The organism is Roseateles sp. Mitsp63, assembly GCF_059491535.1.
This window is the reverse complement of record NZ_CP168509.1, coordinates 3,337,877-3,359,073: the sequence shown is the minus strand read 5'-3', so window position 1 is coordinate 3,359,073 and position 21,197 is coordinate 3,337,877. Positions and strand designations below refer to the sequence as shown.

Below are 21,197 nucleotides of genomic sequence, written 5' to 3'. Positions count from 1 at the left end.
CTTCTTGAAGGGCCGCGGCCATCCGCGGGCCGCGTGCCGCGTGCCGTCTCAGCGCCCGCCCGGCGCCAGCGCGGGCCAGCCGTCGCCGGTCCACCGCAGCTCGTCCAGGCGCAGCTTGGGCTTGCCGCGATCTTCGCCGTCATAGGCATGCCGCACGATCCATCGGCCAACGACGTCCTGATGGCCCGGTCCGATCCAGCGGCCGCCGCCCTGCTCCACCAGCGTGCCGCCGCCGTCCATCAGATCCCGCCCTTCCTTGTCGAGGAAGGGCCCTAGCGCCGAGCGCGAGCGCCCGACGCGGATGTTGTAGCTGCTGGCCATGCCGCGGCAGCACAGGTCGTGCGAGACGAACAGGTAGACCCATTCGCCGTGCCGCACGATCGTGGGCGCCTCGATGCCGGCCTTGCGCCGCGCGATGAAACGCGCCGGACCGCTCGGCCGCATCGTCTCCGGGTCGAACGCGGCGACGCGGATCCCGCCCCAGAACGAGCCGTAGCTGAACCAGATCCGGCCGTCACCGCCCGCCTCCTTCGCATCGACGAAGAGGTCCGGATCGATCGCGTTGAAGTCATCGCCCTCAACGCTGTGCACGACCATGCCCTCGTCCTGCCAGGGGCCGTCGAGCGTCCCGCTGCTCGCCAGGCCGATCGCCGAGCGGTTCTTCCCGAAGGTCGAGATCGAGTACAGCAGCCAGTAGCGCCCCTTGAGCGCGACGACCTTCGGCGCCCAGACGTCCAGCCCGCGATGCGCCGGCACCGCCTCGGCCCACCAGGCCGGAGCCTGGGTGAACGCGGGCGCCAGCCGCCGCCACCGGCGCCCATCGTCCGAGCGCAGATGCTGGATGCCGGGCCCCGTCGTGAAGACGTGGAAGGCGCCGCCCTGCTCGATCAGCGTCGGGTCGTGCGCGCCGGCCGGGTCCTCGGGACCCGCGCCGGGCGGCGGCGCGCTGGAGCAGGCCGCCAGCGCCACCGCGGCGATCACCGCCACGGCGCCGCGGACGCGAGGCGCGGTCGAGGCCATCAGCCGGGGAAGGTGTAGGCGGTCTTGACCGTCGTGTAGAACTCGCGCGCGTAGCTGCCCTGCTCGCGCGGCCCGTAGCTGGAGCCCTTCGTGCCGCCGAAGGGCACGTGATAGTCCACGCCCGCCGTCGGCAGGTTGACCATCACCATCCCCGCCTGCGAATGCAGCTTGAAATGGGCCGCGTGCTTCAGCGACTGCGTGCAGAGGCCGGCGGACAGGCCGAACTCGGTGTCGTTGGCCAGCGCGAGCGCCTCGTCGTAGTCACGCGCCCGCACGACGTTGGCCACCGGGCCGAAGACCTCCTCGCGGCTGATCGTCATCGCGTTCGTGGTCTCGGTGATCAGCGCCGGCAGCTGGTAGAAGCCGGCCGTCTCGCGCTCGACGACCTCGCCGCCGAAGGCCAGCGTGCCGCCGTCGCGCTTCGCGATCTCGACATAGCGCAGGTTCTGGTCGAGCTGGCGCTGGTCGACGACCGGGCCGATGTCGGTGCCGGCCTTGAGCGCGTGATCGATCTTGAGCGTGCGCAGCTTCTCGACGACGGCCTGGACGAAGCGGTCGTGGATGCCTTGCGTGACGATGATCCGGCTCGACGCGGTGCAGCGCTGGCCGGTCGAGAAGAACGCGCTCTGCACCGCCGAGTTGACGGCCACGCCCAGGTCCGCGTCGTCCAGCACGATCAGCGGATTCTTGCCGCCCATCTCCGCCTGCACCTTCGCCTGGCGCGCGGCGCAGGCCGAGATGATGCGGCGGCCGGTCGCGACCGAGCCGGTGAAGCTCAGCGCCTTGACCTGACGCGAATCCACCAGCGTCTGCCCCACCTGCGAGCCCGCGCCCATCACCAGGTTGAAGGCGCCCTTGGTGAGCGCGGTGCGCGACAGGATCTCGGCGATGGTCCAGGCGCAGCCCGGCACCAGCTCGGCCGGCTTGAAGACGACGGTGTTGCCGTAGGCCAGCGCGGGCGCGATCTTCCAGGCCGGGATCGCGATCGGGAAGTTCCACGGCGCGATCAGGCCGACGACGCCCACCGGCTGCCGGATCACGTCCACCGACACGCCGGGCCGCACCGAGGCCAGCGTCTCGCCGCCGCAGCGCAGCGCCTCGGCGGCGAAGAACTTGAAGATCATCGCGGCGCGGTGGGTCTCGCCCAGGCCTTCGGCCAGCGTCTTGCCCTCCTCGCGGGACAGCAGGCGGCCGATCTCGTCGCGGCGCGCGAGCAGCTCGTTGCCCACCGCGTCCAGCACGTCGAAGCGCTGCTGCGGCGTGCTCGAGGCCCAGGCCGGGAACGCGGCCTGCGCCGCGGCGATGGCGGTCTCGGTCTGCGCGGCGTCCGCCTGCGCGTACAGGCCGATCACGTCGCCGGTGTCGGACGGGTTGATGTTGGGACGCTGGTCGACGCCGGCGACCCATTCGCCGCCGATGTAGTTCTTGAACTCGGGGATCTGGCTCATGACAGGGCTCGGGTGGAAGTCGAAGGGATTCAGCGCGCCCAGCGCAGCACCAGCGGATCGAGGCGCTTGGCCGCGTCCAGCAGGCCCGCGCGCACGTGCGGGTTCATCGTCGGGAACGGATGGCGCGGCAGGTCGCAGGCGATCACGCCGCCCTCCTTCATCAGCGCCTTGGCGGTCAGGATGCCGCCCTGGCGGTTCTCGTAGTTGATCAGCGGCAGCCAGCGGCCGTACTCGGCCACGGCGGTCTCGCGGTCGCCCGCGGCGTAGGCATCGACGATGCGGCGGATGCCGTCCGGGAACGCGCCGCCGGTCATCGCGCCGGTCGCGCCGGCATCGAGGTCGGCCAGCAGCGTGATCGCCTCCTCGCCGTCCCACGGGCCCTCGATGGCCTCGCCGCCCAGCGCGATCAGCTCGCGCAGCTTGCTCGCGGCGCCGGCGGTCTCGATCTTGAAGTAGCGGATCTGCTCGAGCTCCTTGGCCATGCGGGCCAGGAAGGGCGCCGGCAGCGGCGTGCCGGACATCGGCGCGTCCTGGATCATCACGGGGATGTCGATCGCATCCGACAGCCGGGCGTAGAACTCGTGGATGCCGGCCTCGCCGACGCGCAGCGTCGCGCCGTGGTACGGCGGCATCACCATCACCATCGCCGCGCCCAGCGCCTGCGCCATGCGGCTGCGCTCAATGCAGATCTGGGTGCTGTAGTGCGTCGTCGTGACGATCACCGGCACGCGGCCGCCGACGTGCTCCAGGATGGTCCGTGTCAGCACGGCGCGCTCGTCGTCGCCGAGCACGAACTGCTCCGAGAAATTGGCCAGGATGCACAGCCCGTTGGAGCCGGCGTCGATCATGAAGTCGATGCAGCGCTTCTGGCTCTCGAGGTCGAGGCCGCCCTGCTCGTCGAACGTGGTCGGGACGACCGGGAACACGCCCTTGTAGGGCCGAGGGAAGCTCAGGCTCATGTTGTCTCCAGGGTTCTCAGGACTCTTGTGGGATCGAATTAAAGTATTACTTTATGACTGTACGTATCCGGGCAAACCCTCAATCGAATGGATTTGACTCAATAAATAGTCAGACTTATAGAATCAGCGCCTCGGAAGCCGGCCGCGTGGCGGCGGCTTCGCGCACGACCCCACGAAGAGGCGCGACACTCGCGCCCGCAGACACGGAGACGACATGACCAGCGCCATCTATCCCAGCCTGCGCGAGCAGCGCGTGCTCATCACCGGCGGAGCGACCGGCATCGGCGCGACGCTGGTGGAGCGCTTCGCCGCGCAGGGCGCGCGGGTGGGCTTCATCGACATCGCGGCCGAAGCCGGCCACGCGCTCGCGGCGAAGCTGCCGGGCAGCGCCTTCGTCGCCGCCGACCTGACCGACATCGCGCAGCTGCGCGCCGCGATCGCGACGCTGCGCGAGCAACTGGGCGGGCCCTTCAAGGCGCTGCTGAACAACGCCGCCAACGACAAGCGCCACGCGCTGGAGGACGTCACGCCCGAGTTCTGGGACCAGGCGATCGCCGTCAACATCAGGCACCAGTTCTTCGCCGCGCAGGCGGTGGCGCCCGACATGAAGGCGCTGGGCGGCGGCTCCATCATCAACTTCGGCTCGTTCAGCTGGATGCTGATGCAGGGCGGCATGGCGGCGTACACCACGTCCAAGGCCGGCGTGCAGGGCTTGACGCGCTCGCTGGCGCGGGACCTCGGGCCCTTCAACATCCGCGTCAACACGCTGGTGCCGGGCTGGGTCATGACGGAGAAACAGCTCCAGCTCTGGGTCAACGACGAGACCAAGAAGGAGATCGACGCCAACCAGTGCCTGAAGCAGCCGCTGATGCCGGACCATGTCGCGGCGCTGGCGCTGTTCCTCGCGGCCGACGACAGCGCGATGTGCAGCGCGCAGGACTACATCGTCGACGGGGGCTGGGCATGACGGCACCGGATCGCGCGGTGGCGGGCGCGGCCCGGGTCCATGTCGATTGCCGGGAGCGGCTCGGCGAATGCGCGCTGTGGTGCGACCGCGAGCAGGCGCTGTACTGGACCGACATCGACGGCCAGCGGCTGTCGCGCTGGCAGGCGCATGGGAGTCAGGCCCAGGGCCAGGCCGAGGGTCCGGCCCAGGGCCAGCTCACGCACTGGGCCATGCCCGAGCCGCTGGGCAGCTTCGCGCTGTGCGACGCGCCGGGACGGCTGCTGCTGGGACTGGCGTCCGGCGTGGCGCTGTTCGACCTGGCGAGCGGCGAGATCGGCCCGCTGGTCCCGGTCGAGGCCGACGAGCCGCGCACCCGCATCAACGACGGGCGCTGCGATCCGCAGGGCCGTTTCGTCTTCGGCATGTTCAATCCCCATGGCGCTCCGGTCGGCGGCTATTACCGCGCGGAAATGGCGGGCATCGGCATCGGACGCGGCCTGAAGGTCGAGCGCCTGCCGCTGCCGCCCGGGATCGTGGGGAACTCGCTCAACTTCAGCCCCGATGGGGGAACGCTCTACTACACCGACTCCCCCACCCGGACGATCTGGGCGATGGACTACCACGCCGATGGGCGGCTTGGCGAGCGGCGCGTCTTCGCGCAGCTGCCGATGGAGGGCGGCGAACCCGATGGCGCGGCGGTCGACTCGGACGGCGGACTGTGGTCGGCGATCTGGGGCGATGGCGTCGTGATCCGTTTCGACGCGCAGGGGCGCGAGACCCTGCGCCTGCCCTTGCCGGCCTCGCAGCCCACCTGCCCCGTGTTTGGCGGGCCCGCGCTGGACCGCCTGTTCGTCATCACCGCCCGCAAGCAGTGCGAACATGAAGCGCTGGCGGGCGCCTTGTTCGAGCTCGACCCGCAAGGCCATCGCGGCCTGGCACCTCACCGATTCCAAATCACATGACACCGATTCAACGCAAGGTCTACGGCCACCTGCCCGACGGGCGGCCGGTGCATGAGTACACGATGGACAACGGCCGCGGGCTGCGGCTGTCGGCGATCACCTATGGCGGGCTCGTCACGCGGCTGGAGGTGCCCGACGCGCGCGGCGAACTCGCGAACGTCGTGCTGGGGCTGCCGACGCTCGAGGACTACGTGCTGCGCAATCCGCATTTCGGCGTGATCGTGGGGCGCTACGGCAACCGGATCGCGGATGCGGCTTTCCGCCTCGATGGCGAACGCCAGGCACTGCTGGCCAACGATGGCGTCAACTGCCTGCACGGCGGCCCGCGCGGCTTCGGCCTGCAGCTCTGGCGCGCCGAGGCGGAGAGCGACAGCTGCCTGCGCTTCGACCTGGACAGCCCCGATGGGGATCAAGGCTTCCCGGGGCGGCTGCAGGCGACGGTGCGCTACCGGCTGGTCGAGGACATGGGCTGGCAGATCGAGTACGAGGCGACGACCGACCGCCCGACGGTGGTGAACCTGACGCACCACGACTACTTCAACCTGGCGGGGCGTGGCTCGGCGCTGGGGCATGAGCTGCAGATCCCCGCGAGCCGCTACTGCGAGGTCGACGCGGCGGCGATTCCGATCGCGATCGCGCCCGTGGCCGAGACGCCCTTCGACTTCCGCGAGCCCCGGATCATCGAATCGCGGCTGCGTCATGCGCATCCGCAATTGCAGCGGGGCAAGGGCTATGACCACAGCTGGGTGTTCGATGCGCCCTTCGACGGCGAGCTGCATCTGGCCGCGCGGCTGCGTGATCCGGTGTCGGGCCGGACGATGGAAGTGCTGACGACCGAGCCGGCGATGCAGTTCTATTCGGGGAATTTCCTCGATGGCAGCCTGCTCGGCAGCGGCGGGGAGTTCCACCGCCAAGGCGACGGCATCTGCCTGGAAACGCAGCACAACCCGGACTCGCCGAACCGCCCGGTCAGCCCGGACTGGCCGTCCACGGTGCTGAGACCCGGGGAGGTCTATAAGAGCCGGACGCTGCATCGGTTTTCCACGCGCTGAGGTCCATCTCATCGAGCGAGGCTGCGGACAGCAGCCTCGCGCCGTCCATCCGGGCCGCTTGTCGATCGAAGGTGAACATCGGGCATTCGCCGGATTGATTCACGAGCGCCAAGTGAAAACAGTCCGCGAGATCGGCAACGCTCGTGCGGTAGGAGCGAAGCGCCTTCCTGACCGCAAATAGCGATTCAAACGCAAGTTCGTTTGCAGAGAACAGCGTATGGAACGCTTCTATCACGCTCTCCTTGCTGAACTTGAATCGAGTTCGGAGCACCCATTCAAGTTCGAGCAGGACCGTGACCGGCACGAACATGGGTTCACCGCGAGCGATGCTCCGTTCCATGAGTCGAACGACCGACTGCAACTGGAGCGCATCGTCCCGGACTATGTAGCGAACCAGGACATTGGTGTCGACGGCGCTCATCAGACCCAGGGATTCATTTCTTCGATCGACACATGAATCCCGTCCTGAGGGACCAGCATGCCGGCCATGTCCAGGATGGACCTGTTCTTCGGCTGCACGAGCAGCGTGCCATCGGGCATCAGTCCCCAGAGAAAGCGCGTACCGGCTTTGGCACCCAGCTTCTTGCGGATCGACGCGGGCAAGGTCAGTTGCCCCTTCGCGTTCAGGAATGACTCTTCCATTGAATGCTCCTTCTTGCTCATTGTTTGAACTCCTTGCTTTGAGCTGTGCTTTCGCCTTCTGGCGGCAATGACGTCTGGTCGGCGTCCGTCGGACGCCTCGACTTGGCGGTGACCCGGATGCTGCCGTCCTCCTGAAGCTCCCAAGTAAAGCGGGTACCCAGCCGGGCCCCGACCGCCTTGCGGATGTCCTTCGGCACCACGATGCGGCCGTTCATCTCCATCCTCGATGTCGACAAAGCGCTCTCCTTTCGAAGCGAGGCACCCACTGTAGGAACACCCCGCTGCCGGTTCCATGACTCGGACCTGTCGACATGGGCTCATGCCGACTCCGACGAGGCATCGCGCTCCCGTGGATGAGTCGTGTCGCTGGACAACCGGAAGCTCCGCATCTCATCCACCTGCGTCGCCAGATGCAGATTCACGCGCACCGCCGTCCACGCCTCGCGCCCACGCGCGTACACCCGTCCGTTCGAGGCCTCCTGGATCTCGTGCTCACCCCACAGGCCGCGTTCCCCGAACGACGGCGCCGCCGCGACGATCGCCAGCGCCGCGTCGCGATTCGCCTCGTCGCTGGTCTCGCGGCGGCGGCGCTCGAAACGCCATTCGCCCTGCCACGGATAGTCGATCCGCACCACCCCGCCCGGCAGCTCCGGCCCGGGCTCGCTGGGCGCGTGGATCGCGGCGTGATCGCCGTAATCGACCAGCGGCCAGCCGCCCATCCGCTGATGCAGCTCCCGCTCCAGGATCGCGAGCCGCCCCGAGCGCGGCGTCTCGCCGAACGGCGCCCGGCCCACCCACTGCGCGGTCGCCGGGAAGCTGTTGCCCATCACCACCACCCGCAGCCCGGGCCACCGCGCCCGCCAGCGCGCGAGCAGCTCCCGCCCGCTGCCCGCGCAGCCCAGCAGCCATTCGCGCTCGGTGCCGAAGTCCAGCACGACGATCGCCCGCTCGGGCCGGATCAGTCCGTCGATCGCGCGCTCCATCGCCGCCGCCAACGGCACCGGCCCGCGCAGCCGGAACACCGCGAGCCCGAAGTCCCGCTCTATCCCCGCCGCCTGCTGCACGATGGCGCGCTCGCCGGCGGTGGCGTTCATCTGCACCACCGGAATGACGTCCTGCCGAAGCCCGCGCGCGAATTCCCGCCACGCGCGGAAGCCCTGCGCCGGATCCGCCAGCCGCCGCCAGGCCAGCGCGTGCTGCAGCGGCGCCCGTCCGAGATCGATCAGATGCGGCAACCCCTGCATCACCTCCCCGGCCTGCTGCGCGGCGCGGCGGAAGTCCCCCACGTCCGGCATGCGCGCCTCGGGCACCAGCTGCATCAGCGGCAGCATCCCGCGCTTGCGCGCCCTGTCCAGCTCGCGCAGCGCGCGCAGCTCCGCCGGCTGCGTGCGCAGCGACGGAAAGTAGACGATCTCGTCCAGCGACACCTCAACCATTCGCATGCTCCCCCCGGGCCTTCGCCCTCGTCCGTCCGGACGCACCGCGCGCCCGGACGGGCAGGCTAGGAACGCCTGGACGCGAAAGCCAGGGGACGGTTTGATCGATGTCAGAGATCGCGCCGCTCTCCGCCGCTCTCCGCCGCTCTCTGCCGCTTTCCGCCGCTTCGCCGCGTCTTCTCCCGGTCTTCTCCGGGTTTGTATGGCCGTGTATCCACCGGCTTCGCGCTCACAGCCGCATGCAAACCGGGTCGTTGCCTGACAAGCCGGGGATACATCGCGCGGGTCCACTGCGGTTGTCCCCACCACACATCGAGACCCGACATGACCGATCCGATCGAGACTCCCCTGCCCCGCCGCCAGTTCCTGCGCGTGGGCGCCGCCGCCTCGGCCGCGGCCGTCCTGCCGCTGGGCGGCTTGCTGCCCGGCATTGCATTCGGCGCCAGCCCCGCGCCTGCCGGCGGGTCCGCCATCGCGATCGCGCCCTCGTTCGGCACGCTCAAGCACATCGATGCCGGCGACCTGCGCGTCGGCTACGTCGAAGCCGGCCCCGCGGACGGCCCGCCCGTGCTGCTGCTGCACGGCTGGCCCTACGACGTGCACACCTATGAGGAGGTCACCCCGCTGCTGGCCGCCGCCGGCTATCGCGTGATCGTTCCCTACGCCCGCGGCTATGGCACGACGCGCTTCCTCTCGGACGCCACGCCGCGCAACGGCCAGCAGGGCGCGCTGGCGCGCGACGCGATCGCGCTGATGGATGCGCTGCGCATGCCCAGGGCGATCGTCGCCGGCTGCGACTGGGGCGCGCGCACGGCGGGCATCCTCGCCGCGCTGTGGCCCGAGCGCTGCACCGCGCTGGTGTCCGTCAGCGGCTACCTGCTGGTCAGCCGCAAGGTCAACGAGCAGCCGCTGCCGCCCGCCGCCGAGTTGCAGTGGTGGTACCAGTACTACTTCGCGACCGAGCGCGGCCGCCTCGGCTACGAGAAGTACCGCGCCGAGTTCTCGAGGCTGATCTGGCAACTGGCCTCGCCGCAATGGCGCTTCGACGACGCGACCTTCGCCCGGAGCGCCGCCGCCTTCGACAACCCGGATCACGTCGCGATCGTGGTCCACAACTACCGCTGGCGCCTGGGCCTGGCCGATGGCGAATCGCGCTTCGACGAGATCGAGGCCCGCATCGGCGCCGCACCGCGGATCGCGCTGCCGGCGATCACGCTCGAGGGCGATGCCAACGGCGCGCCGCACCCGGCGCCGTCGGCCTACCGGGCCAAGTTCGCCGGCCGCTACGAGCACCGCGACCTGAGCGGCGGCATCGGCCACAACCTGCCGCAGGAGGCGCCCAAGGCCTTCGCGCAGGCCGTCATCGACGTCACGCGGCCCTGAGCCGCGGGGCGCGTCCGGCGCCCCAATGAAAGCGGGGCTCCCGCGTGGGAGCCCCGTTGCTCGAAGTGGAGGATCGTTCGTTCCTGGTCGGATCCTCCCGGCGTCCATCCTTCGGTCCGGCTGGCCGGCACTGTCTCGCTCGGACCCGACACGCGGATCGTCGCGGCCGGTGCCGCGCAGACGGAGCGTTCAAGGACGCGACGAATGCGCCGCCTCGAACTCCGGCGCATATCCCTGCTCGCTCCAGATGCGGTCCAGCGACCCATCGGCGCGAGCGCGTTCCAGTTCATCGATCACCTGGGCACGCGTCTTGCCGCCTGCCGCTGGAGCCCCGAAGCGCAGCTCCGAGTTGGTGTCCGAGGACATGCCCACCGTCGTGTCGGCCTCGGCCTGACGATTGGAATAACGGACATCCAAGCCCCTGGCCTCGTCGAAGTCGGGCGCGTAGGTCTGCTCGCCGCGCATCTGGTCGAGCGCGCCGTCGGCGCGCGCCTGCTCAAGCTCGGCGACCACCTGGTCACGCGACTTCGGGCCGGACATGATTTCCTCTTCGACCTGCGCGAACGCAGGCACAGCCAGCGCCGCGGTCACCGCGGCGATGCCGATCGGGATCGACAGCTTCTGGAAGTGACGCATGGTGAAACTCCTTTCAAACAGGTTGGCATCCACTCTACGGCCGGCGTGCTGACGCGAGGCGGACATGCGGATGACCGTTTTGTCATCGTTGCGCAGCGCCGGCGGACTGCTGCGCGCGCTGCGCCAGCGCGTCGACCAGCTCAACGCGATGCTGGAGCGCCAGCGGCGCTCCTATGCGCAGATGGAGGCCTTCAGCGCCAACGTGGCCCATGAACTGCGATCGCCGCTGGCGACGCTGATCACCGGCACCGAGCTCGCGATGCGCGATCGCGGCCTGCCGCCGCAGGCGGTGGACCGGCTCGGCGCCAACCTCGAGGAATTGCGGCGCATGGACGGCATCGTCGCCGACATGCTGTTCCTGTCACGGGCCTACGGCGGACAGCGCGCGCGGCGCGAGCGCGTCGACAGCCTGGCCGCGCTGGCCCGCGAGGTCGTGGCGTTCCACGACGCGGCGCTGGAGGACGCCGGACTCGGCTGCCGCGTCGAGGGCGACGCCGCGGGCGACTTCGACGCGGCGCTCCTCAAGCGCGCGCTGTCCAACCTGATCGGCAACGCCACCCGCTACGCGACGGCGGGCAGCGCGCTGCGCGTGGGCATCGAACGCTCGCGCTCGGGGCTGGTGCGCCTGTGGGTCGCGAACGAGGGGCCGGTCATCCCGGCCGACCGCCTGCCGCGCCTGTTCGACCGCTTCTACCGCGCCGAGCCCGCCCCGCGCCGCGCGCACGGCGCCGACCACCTCGGCCTGGGCCTGTCGATCGTCGACGCGATCGCGCGGATGCATGGCGGCGCGCCGTTCGCGCGCTCGGATGTGGCGCAGACCCGCATCGGGTTGACCTTGACCGGCGCCTCGGCACCGCGCGCCTACACTGCGCGCCGCTCACACCCCTTGCCCCCGTCCACGCCGTCCACGCCGACATGACCGACCGCCTGCTCTCGTTCGTCCAGCATCCCCTGGGCCGCCGCCTCGCGCGCGCCTTGAACCTGCCCCGGCCCGTGGCGCTCGCGCGGCGGCAGGACGCCTGGACGGACAAGGAACTCGCGGGCCGCACGGTGCTCGCCATCGCGCCAGGAAGCGCCGCGCCGATGCCGTCGCTGCTGGCCGCCATCGTCGCGGAAGGCGGCTCGTCCAGCGGCGACGGGCCGGTGCAATCGCTGGTCATCGACGCGACCGGCTGCCGCGACATCGCGGCGCTGCATGCGCTGTTCGAGCAGGCGCAGCACGCCGTCGCGCGCCTGGCGCCGCGCGCTCGCGTGCTGGCGTTGACCTCCCGCGGCGTCTCCAGCGCCGCCGAGGCCGCCTGCCTGCAGGCGGTGCCCGGCTTCATCCGCGCGCTGGCCAAGGAGATCGGACGCCGCGGCGCGACGGCCAACGCCCTCGTGCTGCAGGAAGGCGCCGCCTCCGCCGCGGCGCTGGCGGGCGCGCTGGGCTTCTTCGCGACGGACCGCTCGGCCTATGTGTCCGGCCAGGTGCTGACCTGGCGCAAGGAGCCGGATCACGCGGCCGCCGCCTTGATCGGCGAGCCGGCCCGGACGCGCGTGGCACTCGTCACCGGCGCGGCCGGCGGCATCGGCGCGGCGACGGCGCGCCGGCTGGCGCTGGACGGCCTGCGCGTCCTGTGCATTGACGTTCCCGCGGCCCGGGCGCCCCTGGAGGCGCTGACGCGCGAGATCGGCGGCGCCCTGCTGGCCGCCGACCTCACGGCGCCGGGCGCGCTCGATGAACTGGCCGACGCGGCGCGGCGCCTAGGCGGCATCGACGTGCTGGTGCACAACGCCGGCATCACGCGCGACCGCACGCTGGCCCGGATGTCCGCGGCGCAGTGGGACGCGGTGATGGCCGTGAACCTGGCGGCGATCCTGGCGATCGATGCCAGGCTGGACGAGGCGGGCCTGCTCAACGCCGGCGCGCGCGAACTCTGCCTGTCGTCGATCAGCGGCATCGCCGGCAACGCGGGACAGACGAACTACAGCGCCTCGAAGGCCGCGCTGATCGGCTACGCGGCGGCCCGGGCGGCCGCGATGGACACGATCGGCGGCACGATCAACGCGGTTGCGCCGGGCTTCATCGAGACCGCCATGACGCGCCGCATGCCGGTGATGGTGCGCGAGGCCGGCCGCCGGCTCAACGCGCTGAAGCAAGGCGGCACGCCGGGCGACGTGGCGGAGGCGATCGCCTTCCTCGCGTCGCCGGGCGCGCTGCCGCTGACGGGCCAGGTCTTGCGCGTGTGCGGGCAGTCGCTGCTCGGCGCCTGACCCGCTCCGGCGGAAATCGGCGCGAGGGCGCCGTCAGATGTAGCCCAGCAGCAGCAGGATGATCAGGATCACCACCACCAGGCCCAGGCCGCCGCTGGGGTAGTAACCCCAGCCGCGGCTGTGGGGCCACGACGGCAGCGCGCCGATCAGCAGCAGGATCAGGACGACAAGCAGGATGGTGGTGATCATTCGGACCTCCGGGTCTCGTGAATCGGATCCGCGCCCGGGCGTCATCGCGCCGCGACACGGGGATGCCGGGGACTTGGCAACCCCTGTGCCCGGTTCACGGACCCGGTGACGACGCCGCCGGGCGGCGGGGCGTGATCGGGCGCGTGGCTTGCTCAGAGGCGCGGCCCTCCCCTCGACACCGCCCATGCCCGCACGCCGCCGCCCCCCCGCCGAGAAACTCATCCAGCAGCAATTGCGCCGTTTCGGCTTGCGGGTCTGGCGGCCGGGACAGAAGGACGTGGTCGACCGCGTGCTGCGCGGGCTCGGCACGCTGGCGGTGATGCCGACCGGCGCGGGCAAGTCGCTGTGCTACCAGTTGCCCGCGGCGCTGCTGCCGGGCCGCACGGTGGTGGTGTCGCCGCTGATCGCGCTGATGAAGGACCAGTGCGAGCGGCTGGAGGCGCTGGGCATCGCGTCGGCGCAGGTGCACAGCGGCCTGGACGCCGCCACGGCCGCGGCGCAGGAACGCGCCGCGCTGGACGGCAGCGCGCGGGTCGTGCTGCTCACGCCCGAACGGCTGGCCGACGACGGCTGGCTGGACCGGCTGGCCGAGCGGCCGACCGATCTGCTGGTGGTCGACGAGGCGCACTGCATCTCGGCCTGGGGACACGACTTCCGCCCCGCGTTCCTGCGCATCGGCGAGGCGCGCGAGCGCCTGGGCAAGCCGCCGGTGCTCGCGCTGACGGCGACGGCCAGCGCCGAGGTCGTCGACGACATCGCCCGTCAGCTCGACATTCCGGCGGCCGGATGCCTGGTCGGCGGCAGCTTCCGGCCCAATCTCCATTACCGCGTCGAGCCGCTGGCCGACGAGGACGACAAGCGCCGGCGGCTGCTGGCGCTGCTGGAGGCCGGCGGGGACACGGCGGATGCCGGCGGCCTCCCTTCGACGATCGTCTACACCGCGACGGTAAAAGCCGCCGAGTCGGTGCACGAGGCGCTGCTGGGCGCGGGCATCGCGTCCACGCTCTATCACGGCCGGCTGCGCGCCGCGTCGCGCCACGAGGCGCAGGACCGGTTCATGGGCGGCCAGGCGCGCGTGATGGTGGCGACGAACGCGTTCGGGCTGGGCATCGACAAGCCGGACATCCGGCGCATCGTCCATTACCAGTTGCCCGCCGGGCTGGACGTGTATTACCAGGAGTCGGGACGCGCCGGCCGCGACGGCGGGCGGGCGGACTGCACGCTGCTGTTCGTGCCGGGAGACCGGTCGGTGCAGCAGTTCTTCCTCAACGGCCGCTATCCGTCCGAGGCGGACGCGCAGGCCCTGATGGAGGCGCTGCGCGCGCCGCCGCCCGACGGCGCCGGATGGACGCTGGAGGCGCTGAAGCGCCGCACCCGGCGGCCGCTCACCAAGCTGAAGGTGCTGGCGGGGCTGCTCGCCGACGAGGGCTGGCTGACCGAGCACGACGGTGTCCTGGACGCGGCGGCGCGGGGACCCGGCGCCGCCCGCACGCTGGCCGAGGCGATCGCGCGCTACGAGGCCAAGGCCGGGCAGGACCGGCGGCGGCTGGCGCAGATGGTGGACTACGCGCAGAGCGGCCGGTGCCGGTGGCGGCTGATCCTCGAGGCCTTCGACGAGTCGGCGGACTTCGAGCGCTGCCACGCCTGCGACAGCTGCGAGCGGATGGACGCGCACGAACGCGAGACGGCGCGGCAGGCCTGAGGCCGTCCCCTTGGCGCTCCCACGAGGCGCGCGGCGCGGTTAGGATGGCCGGTCCCGCGCGCATCCGATGGAACGACCCGCCCCCTACACCCCTCGCTCGCTGACCCGGCTGGCCGCCTGGCTGGCCGCGGGCAACCTCGTCATCGCCGCGGCCATCGTCACCGCGACCTGGCTGGCGCTGCAGGCCGGCCGCGAGTCCGACCTGACCCGCGCCCGCGAGACCACCGAGAACCTCGCCGCCAGCCTCAGCATCGAGATCGGCGCCGAGCTCAAGCAGGTGGACAACGCGCTGTCGACGCTGGCGCTGCAGTACCGCCGCACCGGCGGCACGCCGGAGCAGGCCGCGCAGACGCTGGAACGTGCCCTCGCCGACCAGCGCAGCCTGCTGCCGCAGGTCGACGCCATCCGCATGACCGACGCGCGCGGCCAGGTCGTCCACGGCCTGACCGCCGGCGAAAGCTCGGTGAACGTCGGCGACCGCGACTACTTCCAGCGCGCCCGCGACGGCGACGGCGCGGTGATCTCCGAGCCGCTGTTCGGCCGCGTGCTGCGCAAATGGGGCATCGTCGTGGCGCGGCGGCTGGAGACCGACGACGGCGCCTTCGCCGGTGTCGTCTACACGACGCTGTCGACCGAGCACTTCATCGAGGGCTTCAAGGGCCTGACCATCGGGTCGGAGGGCGCGATCTCGCTGCGCACGCGCAGCCAGCGGCTGATCGCGCGCTACTCGGCGGCCGAGCCGCATTCGATCCGCGGCGTCGGCGACGTGATCGTGTCCGAGGACCTGATGCGCAAGATGGCGGCCAATCCGCAGCAGGGCTGGTACATGACGCGCACCCGGCTCGACAACATCGAGCGCATCACCTGCTACCGCCAGGTGCGCGGCTATCCGCTGGCGGTCTTCACCGGGGCCAGCACCGCCGACTTCCTGGCCGCCTGGCGCGGCGAGGCGCTGCAGCAGGGCGCGCTGGCGGCGGCGGTGATCCTGACGGTGCTGGGCTGCTCGGTGCTGGTGTTCCTGCAGCAGCGCCGGGACCGGCGCGCCGCCGCCGGCCTGCAGCGCCTGGCGCTGGAGCAGGCGCTGATGCTGGACAACGACATGGTCGGCATGATGCGGCTGCGCGACCGCACGGTGGTCTGGAAGAACCGCGCCATGGCGACGCTGTTCGGGTACGCCGCGGACGAACTGGTCGGCGAGCCGACGCGGCTGCTCTATCTGGACGACGAGAGCTTCCGCGAGGTCGGCGACGCGGCCTATCCGGCGATCGAATCGGGCCGGCGCTTCCGGCGGCAGCTGCGGATGCGGCGCAAGGACGGGACGCCGGTGTGGATCGACCTGAGCGGCGCGTCGGTGTCGGCGCGCGAGTCGCTGTGGATGATGGTCGACATCACCGCGCTCAAGGAGAGCGAGGCGACCGCGCAGCACCTGGCGGTGCATGACGGGCTGACGGGCCTGCCCAACCGCGTGCGCTTCACCGAGCGGCTGGCCGGCGCGCTGACGCTGCTGGGCGAGCGCGTCGGGCTGGTGGCGGTGTGCTGGGTGGACCTGGACCACTTCAAGGAACTGAACGACGAGTTCGGCCATGAGGCCGGGGACGTGGCGCTCCGGGTGGTCGCGCAGCGGCTGCTGGGCGGGGTGCGCCACCACGATCTGGTGGCGCGCATGGGGAGCGACGAGTTCGCGCTGCTGCTGACCGCGCTGCGCGCCGAGCACGAGGCGGAGCCGGCGCTGCGGCGGATGCTGGATGCGCTGCGGGAGCCGATCCGGCTGCCCGACGGCGGCCACTGCGCGGTGACGGCGAGCATCGGCATCGCGTTTGCCCCGCACCACGGCCGCCAGGCCGAGTCGCTGATGCGACTGGCCGAGACGGCGATGACCATGGCCAAGCGGGCCGGCAAGAGCCGGATCGTGTCGGCCAGCAGCATGCCGGGAAACACCATGAACGCCACGAACGCGCCCGCGACCTCGGTCGGGCCGGATGCGCCGACACCGGTCGACGCGATCGACACGCCTTCGAGCCCAGCGCCGGAGCCGGGGACCGACCGGGGGCCGGCCGCGGAACCGGCGCGGCCGAAGGATCCGGGGCCGCCGGCCGTGCCGGACCATTCGTTCGACGAATCGGTCGCCGGGGAGGAAGATCCAGGCGCCACGCTCGACGGGGAAGACAGCAGCCGGCTGCCGCCGTCGAAGAAGGCCCGTTGAGGGAGAGCGCCATGACCGAGGAAACCTCCAGTCCGCACACCAGCGACCGGCATCGGGTCAATGTGCAGGATGACTATGAGCTGCGCTATTGGGGCGAGCGCTTCGGGGTCTCGCCGGAGTTGCTGCGGCACGCGGTGGATGCGGTCGGGACCAGCGCGAAATCCGTCGAGGAGTGGCTCCAGGCGCACCGATGAGGGGCGCGTGAGCGCCAGCGGCGCAAGCAGTACTGCGGTGCTCGCTCCTTCTTACCCCCTCGCCCCAGCGGGGAGAGGGAGGGGAGAGGGGGCTCGTGCCACAGCGCTGCTGCCCTTCGAAGCACCCCCTCTCCCCTGCCCTCTCCCCCCTCGCGGGGGGCGAGGGAGTTCTTGCGCACCAGCTTCCGCTAGGCACATCGATTGCTGCCTGGATGGTTTGCCGATCCCGGCCAGCCAGGAGTACCCAGCATGGATGCCGACACGGACTTCGCGTCTTCCCTGTCTCCCCCGGGCGCAGTCCCACGCGACGCTGAATCCCCTGCGATCTCCCGCCGGGGCGTGCTGATCGCCGGGGCGGGCGCTTCAGCCGCCGTCGCCGCCGGCGCGCCGCTTGACGCCGCCGCCCAATCCGCCTCCCGTCCCGGCGCATCCCCACAGGAGAACCTCGTGGCCAGCACCCGTGTCACGCTCACCGTCAACGGCCAGGTCCACACGCTGGCCGTCGACAACCGCACCTCCCTGCTCGACCTGCTGCGCGAGCACCTGCAGCTCACCGGCACCAAGAAGGGCTGCGACCACGGCCAATGCGGCGCCTGCACCATCCATCTGGACGGCCGCCGCGTGAATGCCTGCCTCACCCTCGCCGTGATGCACGAAGGCGCCGCCATCACCACCATCGAAGGCCTGGGCACGCCGGAAAAACTCCACCCGATGCAATCCGCCTTCGTGCGCCACGACAGTTACCAATGCGGCTACTGCACCCCGGGCCAGATCTGCTCCGCGGTCGCGGTGCTCGATGAGATCAAGGCCGGGCAGCCCAGCCACGTGACGCCCGACCTGACCACCCGACCGCTGCTCTCCATCGACGAGCTCCGCGAGCGCATGAGCGGCAATCTGTGCCGCTGCGGCGCCTACTCCAACATCATCGACGCCATGGCCGAGGTGGCCGGCGTCCCCGTCCCGGGTGCCAACGACCGGAGGCCCGCATGAAGCCCTTCACCTTCGAGCGCGCGCCCTCCCCGGCCGCCGCCGTGGCCGCCGCGGCGCGCGAACCCGGCGCCCGCTTCATCGCCGGCGGCACCAACCTGCTCGACCTGATGAAGCTGCAGATCGAGACGCCCGCCCACCTGATCGACGTCAACGGCCTTGGCCTGGATCGCATCGAACCGGCCGCCGACGGCGGCCTGCGCATCGGCGCGCTGGTGCGCAACACCGACCTGGCCGCCGATCCGCGCGTGCGGCGCGATTACGGCGTGCTGTCCCGCGCCCTGCTGGCGGGCGCGTCGGGCCAGCTGCGCAATCGCGCGACGACGGCCGGCAACCTGCTGCAGCGCACGCGCTGCCCCTACTTCTATGACACCGACCAGCCCTGCAACAAGCGCCGCCCCGGCAGCGGCTGCCCGGCGATCGGCGGCATGAGCCGGCCGCTCGCGGTGATCGGCGTCAGCGACGCCTGCATCGCGCAGCATCCCAGCGACATGGCCGTCGCGATGCGCCTGCTGGACGCGACGGTCGAGACCTCGCGCCCGAGCGGCGCCCCGCGGCGCATCCCGATCGCCGACTTCCATCGCCTGCCCGGCGACACGCCGCACGTCGAGACGGTGCTCGAGCCCGGCGAACTGATCACCGCCGTCACGCTGCCCCGCCCGCTGGGCGGGACGCACCTGTATCACAAGGTCCGCGACCGCGCGTCCTATGCGTTCGCGCTGGTGTCCGTCGCCGCGGTGATCCAGCGCGACGGCAGCGGCCGCTTCGCCGTCGGCGGCATCGCGCCCAAGCCCTGGCGCGTCGAGGCCGCCGAGGCGGCGCTCCGCCAGGGCGCCGCCTCGGCGGCGCGGATCGTGCTCGCCGGCGCGAAGCCGACGGCGGACAACGCCTTCAAGCTGCCGCTGGTCGAGCGCACGCTCGCCGCGGTGCTCGCGCAGGCTTCGACGTCCGGGAGGACCGCATGAAATTCGATACCCCCGCCACCACCAACCCGATCGACCAGGGACGGATCGTCGGCCGGCCGACCGACCGCATCGACGGGCCGCGCAAGACCACCGGCACCGCGCCCTATGCCTACGAGCGCCATGACGTCGCGAGGAACCCGGCCTATGGCGTCGTCGTCGGCGCCGGCATCGCCAAGGGCCGCATCGCCGCGATGGACGTCCACGCCGCGGAGAGCGCGCCCGGCGTGCTGGCCGTCGTCACCGCGAAGAACGCGGGCAAGCTGGGCAAGGGCCGCATGAACACCGCCTCGCTGCTGGGCGGGCCCGCGATCGAGCATTACCACCAGGCCATCGCCGTCGTCGTGGCCGAAAGCTTCGAGCAGGCGCGCGCCGCCGCGGCGCTCATCCGCGTCGACTACACGCCCGAAGCCGGCGCGTTCAGCCTGGCCCGCGCCAAGGACCAGGCCAAGCCGCCCAAGCAGGACGACGGCCCCGGCGGCACGCCGCCCGAGACCCGCGTCGGCGACTTCGATGCCGCCTTCGCGCAGGCCGCGGTGAAGCTCGACGAGACCTACACCACGCCTGACCAGAGCCACGCGATGATGGAACCGCATGCGACGCTGGCGGTGTGGGAAGGCGACCGGCTGACGGTCTGGACCGCCAACCAGATGGTGGACTGGGGCCGCGGCGACCTGGCCCGCACGCTCGGCCTGCCGCGCGACAAGGTGCGGCTGATCTCGCCCTTCGTCGGCGGCGGCTTCGGCGGCAAGCTGTTCCTGCGCGCGGACGTGCTGATGGCGGCGCTTGGCGCGAAGGCCTCGGGCCGTCCGGTGAAGGTCGCGCTGCAGCGCCCGCTGATGATGAACAACACGACGCACCGGCCCGCGACGATCCAGCGCATCCGCATCGCCGCCGGCCGCGACGGCCGCATCACCGGCATCGCCCATGAGAGCTGGTCCGGCGACCTGCCCGGCGGCAGCCCCGAGACCGCGGTCGCGCAGACGCGGCTGCTGTACGCCGGCGCGCACCGGATGACGGCGATGAAGCTGGCGGTGCTCGACCTCCCGGAAGGCAACGCGATGCGCGCGCCCGGCGAGGCGCCCGGCCTGATGGCGCTGGAGATCGCGATCGACGAGATGGCGGAGCGGCTCCGCATGGACCCGGTGCAGTTCCGGATCCTCAACGACACCCAGGTGGATCCGGAGAAGCCGGAGCGCCCCTTCTCGCAGCGGCGCCTGACGGAATGCCTGCGCACCGGCGCCGAGCGTTTCGGCTGGAGCCGCCGCGCCGCGCCCGGCCAGCGGCGCGAGGGGCCGGGCGGCCGATGGCTGATCGGCCTGGGCATGGCGGCGGCCTTCCGCAACAACCTGGTGATGAAGTCCGGCGCCCGCGTGCGCCTGGACCGCAACGGCCTGGTCACCGTCGAGACCGACATGACCGACATCGGCACCGGCAGCTACACCATCCTGGCGCAGACGGCGGCGGAGATGATGGGGGTCGGCCTGGAGCAGGTCGTGGTGCGGCTGGGCGATTCGGCGCTGCCGGTGTCGGCGGGCTCCGGCGGCCAATGGGGCGGCAACAGCTCGTGCTCCGGCGTCTACGCGGCCTGCATGGCGCTGCGCGAGATGGTGGCGAAGAAGGCCGGCCTCGATCCGAAGGATGCGGTGTTCGCCGGCGGCCAGGTGCGCGGCGGCGGACGCAGCCTCGCGCTGGGCGAGGTCGCGGGCGTGGAGGGCCTCGCGGCGGAGGACCGCATCGAGTTCGGCGATCTGGACAAGAAGTACCAGCAGTCGACCTTCGGCGGGCATTTCTGCGAGGTGGCCGTCGACGCGTACACCGGCGAGGTGCGCGTGCGCCGCATGCTGGCGGTGTGCGCGGCGGGCCGCATCCTGAATCCGAAGTCGGCGCGCAGCCAGGTCATCGGCGCGATGACGATGGGCGTGGGCGCGGCGCTGATGGAATCGCTGCATGTCGACGAGCGTCGCGGCTTCTTCGTCAATCACGACCTCGCCGGCTACGAGGTGCCGGTCAACGCCGACATCCCGCACCAGGAGGTGATCTTCCTCGACGAGACGGATCCCATCTCGTCGCCGCTGAAGGCCAAGGGCGTCGGCGAGCTGGGCATCTGCGGCGTCGCGGCGGCGGTGGCCAACGCCATCCACAACGCCACCGGCGTGCGCGTGCGGGACTATCCGGTCACGCTGGACAAGCTGTTGAAGGGCTTGCCAAAGGAGGCCTGAC

21 protein-coding genes are annotated in these 21,197 nt (G+C 71.4%); 12 read left to right on the top strand and 9 right to left on the bottom strand.

Features of this window, described 5'->3' with window-relative positions:
- Window positions 1-48 precede the first annotated feature (48 nt).
- Genes ACEN96_RS14895 through ACEN96_RS14885 form a run of 3 tightly spaced genes read right to left on the bottom strand, consistent with a single transcriptional unit; the run spans window position 49 to window position 3,427 of the window.
- Window positions 49-1,020 (bottom strand): arabinan endo-1,5-alpha-L-arabinosidase, encoded by a 972-nt coding sequence (locus tag ACEN96_RS14895; protein ID WP_495583871.1) that lies wholly within the window; start codon window positions 1,018-1,020, stop codon window positions 49-51.
- On the bottom strand, window positions 1,020-2,468 hold the full coding sequence (locus ACEN96_RS14890) for an aldehyde dehydrogenase family protein (protein WP_495583870.1): 1,449 nt from the start codon (window positions 2,466-2,468) through the stop codon (window positions 1,020-1,022). The genes ACEN96_RS14895 and ACEN96_RS14890 overlap by 1 nt, the downstream gene beginning before the upstream one ends.
- A 29-nt stretch (window positions 2,469-2,497) precedes the next feature.
- Window positions 2,498-3,427 carry a dihydrodipicolinate synthase family protein gene (locus tag ACEN96_RS14885; protein WP_495583869.1) on the bottom strand — a complete coding sequence of 310 codons (930 nt, stop codon included), beginning with the start codon at window positions 3,425-3,427 and terminating at the stop codon, window positions 2,498-2,500.
- Between the two features lie 214 nt (window positions 3,428-3,641).
- On the opposite strand from ACEN96_RS14885, the gene ACEN96_RS14880 reads away from it, so the two are divergent.
- From ACEN96_RS14880 to ACEN96_RS14870, 3 genes are read left to right on the top strand one after another with little or no spacing between them, the layout of a single operon-like run.
- Window positions 3,642-4,394, top strand: a complete 753-nt coding sequence (locus tag ACEN96_RS14880; RefSeq protein ID WP_495583868.1) for an SDR family NAD(P)-dependent oxidoreductase — start codon at window positions 3,642-3,644, stop codon at window positions 4,392-4,394.
- Complete coding sequence (locus tag ACEN96_RS14875) at window positions 4,391-5,335, top strand: SMP-30/gluconolactonase/LRE family protein (protein ID WP_495583867.1); 945 nt, start codon at window positions 4,391-4,393, stop codon at window positions 5,333-5,335. Before ACEN96_RS14880 ends, ACEN96_RS14875 begins: the two co-directional genes overlap by 4 nt.
- On the top strand, window positions 5,332-6,387 hold the full coding sequence (locus tag ACEN96_RS14870) for an aldose epimerase family protein (RefSeq protein WP_495583866.1): 1,056 nt from the start codon (window positions 5,332-5,334) through the stop codon (window positions 6,385-6,387). Before ACEN96_RS14875 ends, ACEN96_RS14870 begins: the two co-directional genes overlap by 4 nt.
- Here the strand turns inward: ACEN96_RS14870 and ACEN96_RS14865 are convergent.
- The 4 genes from ACEN96_RS14865 to ACEN96_RS14850 all read right to left on the bottom strand — a co-directional run bounded on the left by ACEN96_RS14865 (window position 6,305) and on the right by ACEN96_RS14850 (window position 8,465).
- Window positions 6,305-6,808 (bottom strand): type II toxin-antitoxin system VapC family toxin, encoded by a 504-nt coding sequence (locus ACEN96_RS14865; RefSeq protein ID WP_495583865.1) that lies wholly within the window; start codon window positions 6,806-6,808, stop codon window positions 6,305-6,307. The genes ACEN96_RS14870 and ACEN96_RS14865 overlap by 83 nt on opposite strands.
- On the bottom strand, window positions 6,808-7,050 hold the full coding sequence (locus ACEN96_RS14860; protein WP_495583864.1) for an AbrB/MazE/SpoVT family DNA-binding domain-containing protein: 243 nt from the start codon (window positions 7,048-7,050) through the stop codon (window positions 6,808-6,810). Before ACEN96_RS14860 ends, ACEN96_RS14865 begins: the two co-directional genes overlap by 1 nt.
- Window positions 7,047-7,244, bottom strand: coding sequence for an AbrB/MazE/SpoVT family DNA-binding domain-containing protein (locus ACEN96_RS14855; protein WP_495583863.1), 198 nt, complete (start codon window positions 7,242-7,244; stop codon window positions 7,047-7,049). Before ACEN96_RS14855 ends, ACEN96_RS14860 begins: the two co-directional genes overlap by 4 nt.
- A 102-nt stretch (window positions 7,245-7,346) precedes the next feature.
- A complete protein-coding gene (locus ACEN96_RS14850; protein WP_495583862.1) occupies window positions 7,347-8,465 on the bottom strand; it encodes a beta family protein in 1,119 nt (372 codons plus the stop codon).
- A gap of 324 nt (window positions 8,466-8,789) precedes the next feature.
- On the opposite strand from ACEN96_RS14850, the gene ACEN96_RS14845 reads away from it, so the two are divergent.
- Window positions 8,790-9,848 carry an alpha/beta fold hydrolase gene (locus ACEN96_RS14845; protein WP_495583861.1) on the top strand — a complete coding sequence of 353 codons (1,059 nt, stop codon included), beginning with the start codon at window positions 8,790-8,792 and terminating at the stop codon, window positions 9,846-9,848.
- 189 nt (window positions 9,849-10,037) lie between these two features.
- Here ACEN96_RS14845 and ACEN96_RS14840 read toward each other — a convergent pair whose 3' ends face one another.
- Window positions 10,038-10,550 carry a DUF4148 domain-containing protein gene (locus ACEN96_RS14840; RefSeq protein WP_495583860.1) on the bottom strand — a complete coding sequence of 171 codons (513 nt, stop codon included), beginning with the start codon at window positions 10,548-10,550 and terminating at the stop codon, window positions 10,038-10,040.
- Window positions 10,551-10,554: 4 nt separating this feature from the next.
- On the opposite strand from ACEN96_RS14840, the gene ACEN96_RS14835 reads away from it, so the two are divergent.
- Together ACEN96_RS14835 and ACEN96_RS14830 are read left to right on the top strand one after the other, a co-directional pair.
- Window positions 10,555-11,403 (top strand): ATP-binding protein, encoded by an 849-nt coding sequence (locus ACEN96_RS14835; RefSeq protein ID WP_495583859.1) that lies wholly within the window; start codon window positions 10,555-10,557, stop codon window positions 11,401-11,403.
- Window positions 11,400-12,737, top strand: a complete 1,338-nt coding sequence (locus tag ACEN96_RS14830) for a 3-oxoacyl-ACP reductase (protein WP_495583858.1) — start codon at window positions 11,400-11,402, stop codon at window positions 12,735-12,737. The genes ACEN96_RS14835 and ACEN96_RS14830 overlap by 4 nt, the downstream gene beginning before the upstream one ends.
- 33 nt (window positions 12,738-12,770) lie before the next feature.
- On the opposite strand, the gene ACEN96_RS14825 is transcribed toward ACEN96_RS14830, so the two are convergent.
- A complete protein-coding gene (locus ACEN96_RS14825) occupies window positions 12,771-12,926 on the bottom strand; it encodes a DUF3309 family protein (protein ID WP_343640794.1) in 156 nt (51 codons plus the stop codon).
- 184 nt (window positions 12,927-13,110) lie between these two features.
- On the opposite strand from ACEN96_RS14825, the gene ACEN96_RS14820 reads away from it, so the two are divergent.
- The 6 genes from ACEN96_RS14820 to paoC all read left to right on the top strand — a co-directional run bounded on the left by ACEN96_RS14820 (window position 13,111) and on the right by paoC (window position 21,196).
- Window positions 13,111-14,628, top strand: a complete 1,518-nt coding sequence (locus tag ACEN96_RS14820; protein ID WP_495583857.1) for a RecQ family ATP-dependent DNA helicase — start codon at window positions 13,111-13,113, stop codon at window positions 14,626-14,628.
- A 67-nt stretch (window positions 14,629-14,695) separates the two neighbouring features.
- Window positions 14,696-16,831, top strand: a complete 2,136-nt coding sequence (locus tag ACEN96_RS14815) for a sensor domain-containing diguanylate cyclase (RefSeq protein WP_495583856.1) — start codon at window positions 14,696-14,698, stop codon at window positions 16,829-16,831.
- Between the two features lie 11 nt (window positions 16,832-16,842).
- Window positions 16,843-17,025 carry a DUF3606 domain-containing protein gene (locus ACEN96_RS14810; protein ID WP_495583855.1) on the top strand — a complete coding sequence of 61 codons (183 nt, stop codon included), beginning with the start codon at window positions 16,843-16,845 and terminating at the stop codon, window positions 17,023-17,025.
- 249 nt (window positions 17,026-17,274) lie between these two features.
- The gene (paoA, locus tag ACEN96_RS14805; RefSeq protein ID WP_495583854.1) at window positions 17,275-18,015 is read left to right on the top strand and encodes an aldehyde dehydrogenase iron-sulfur subunit PaoA; all 741 of its coding nucleotides are present in this window, start codon (window positions 17,275-17,277) and stop codon (window positions 18,013-18,015) included.
- Window positions 18,012-18,977 (top strand): FAD binding domain-containing protein, encoded by a 966-nt coding sequence (locus ACEN96_RS14800; protein WP_495583853.1) that lies wholly within the window; start codon window positions 18,012-18,014, stop codon window positions 18,975-18,977. Before paoA ends, ACEN96_RS14800 begins: the two co-directional genes overlap by 4 nt.
- Window positions 18,974-21,196, top strand: a complete 2,223-nt coding sequence (gene paoC, locus ACEN96_RS14795; RefSeq protein ID WP_495583852.1) for an aldehyde oxidoreductase molybdenum-binding subunit PaoC — start codon at window positions 18,974-18,976, stop codon at window positions 21,194-21,196. The genes ACEN96_RS14800 and paoC overlap by 4 nt, the downstream gene beginning before the upstream one ends.
- Window position 21,197 lies beyond the last annotated feature (1 nt).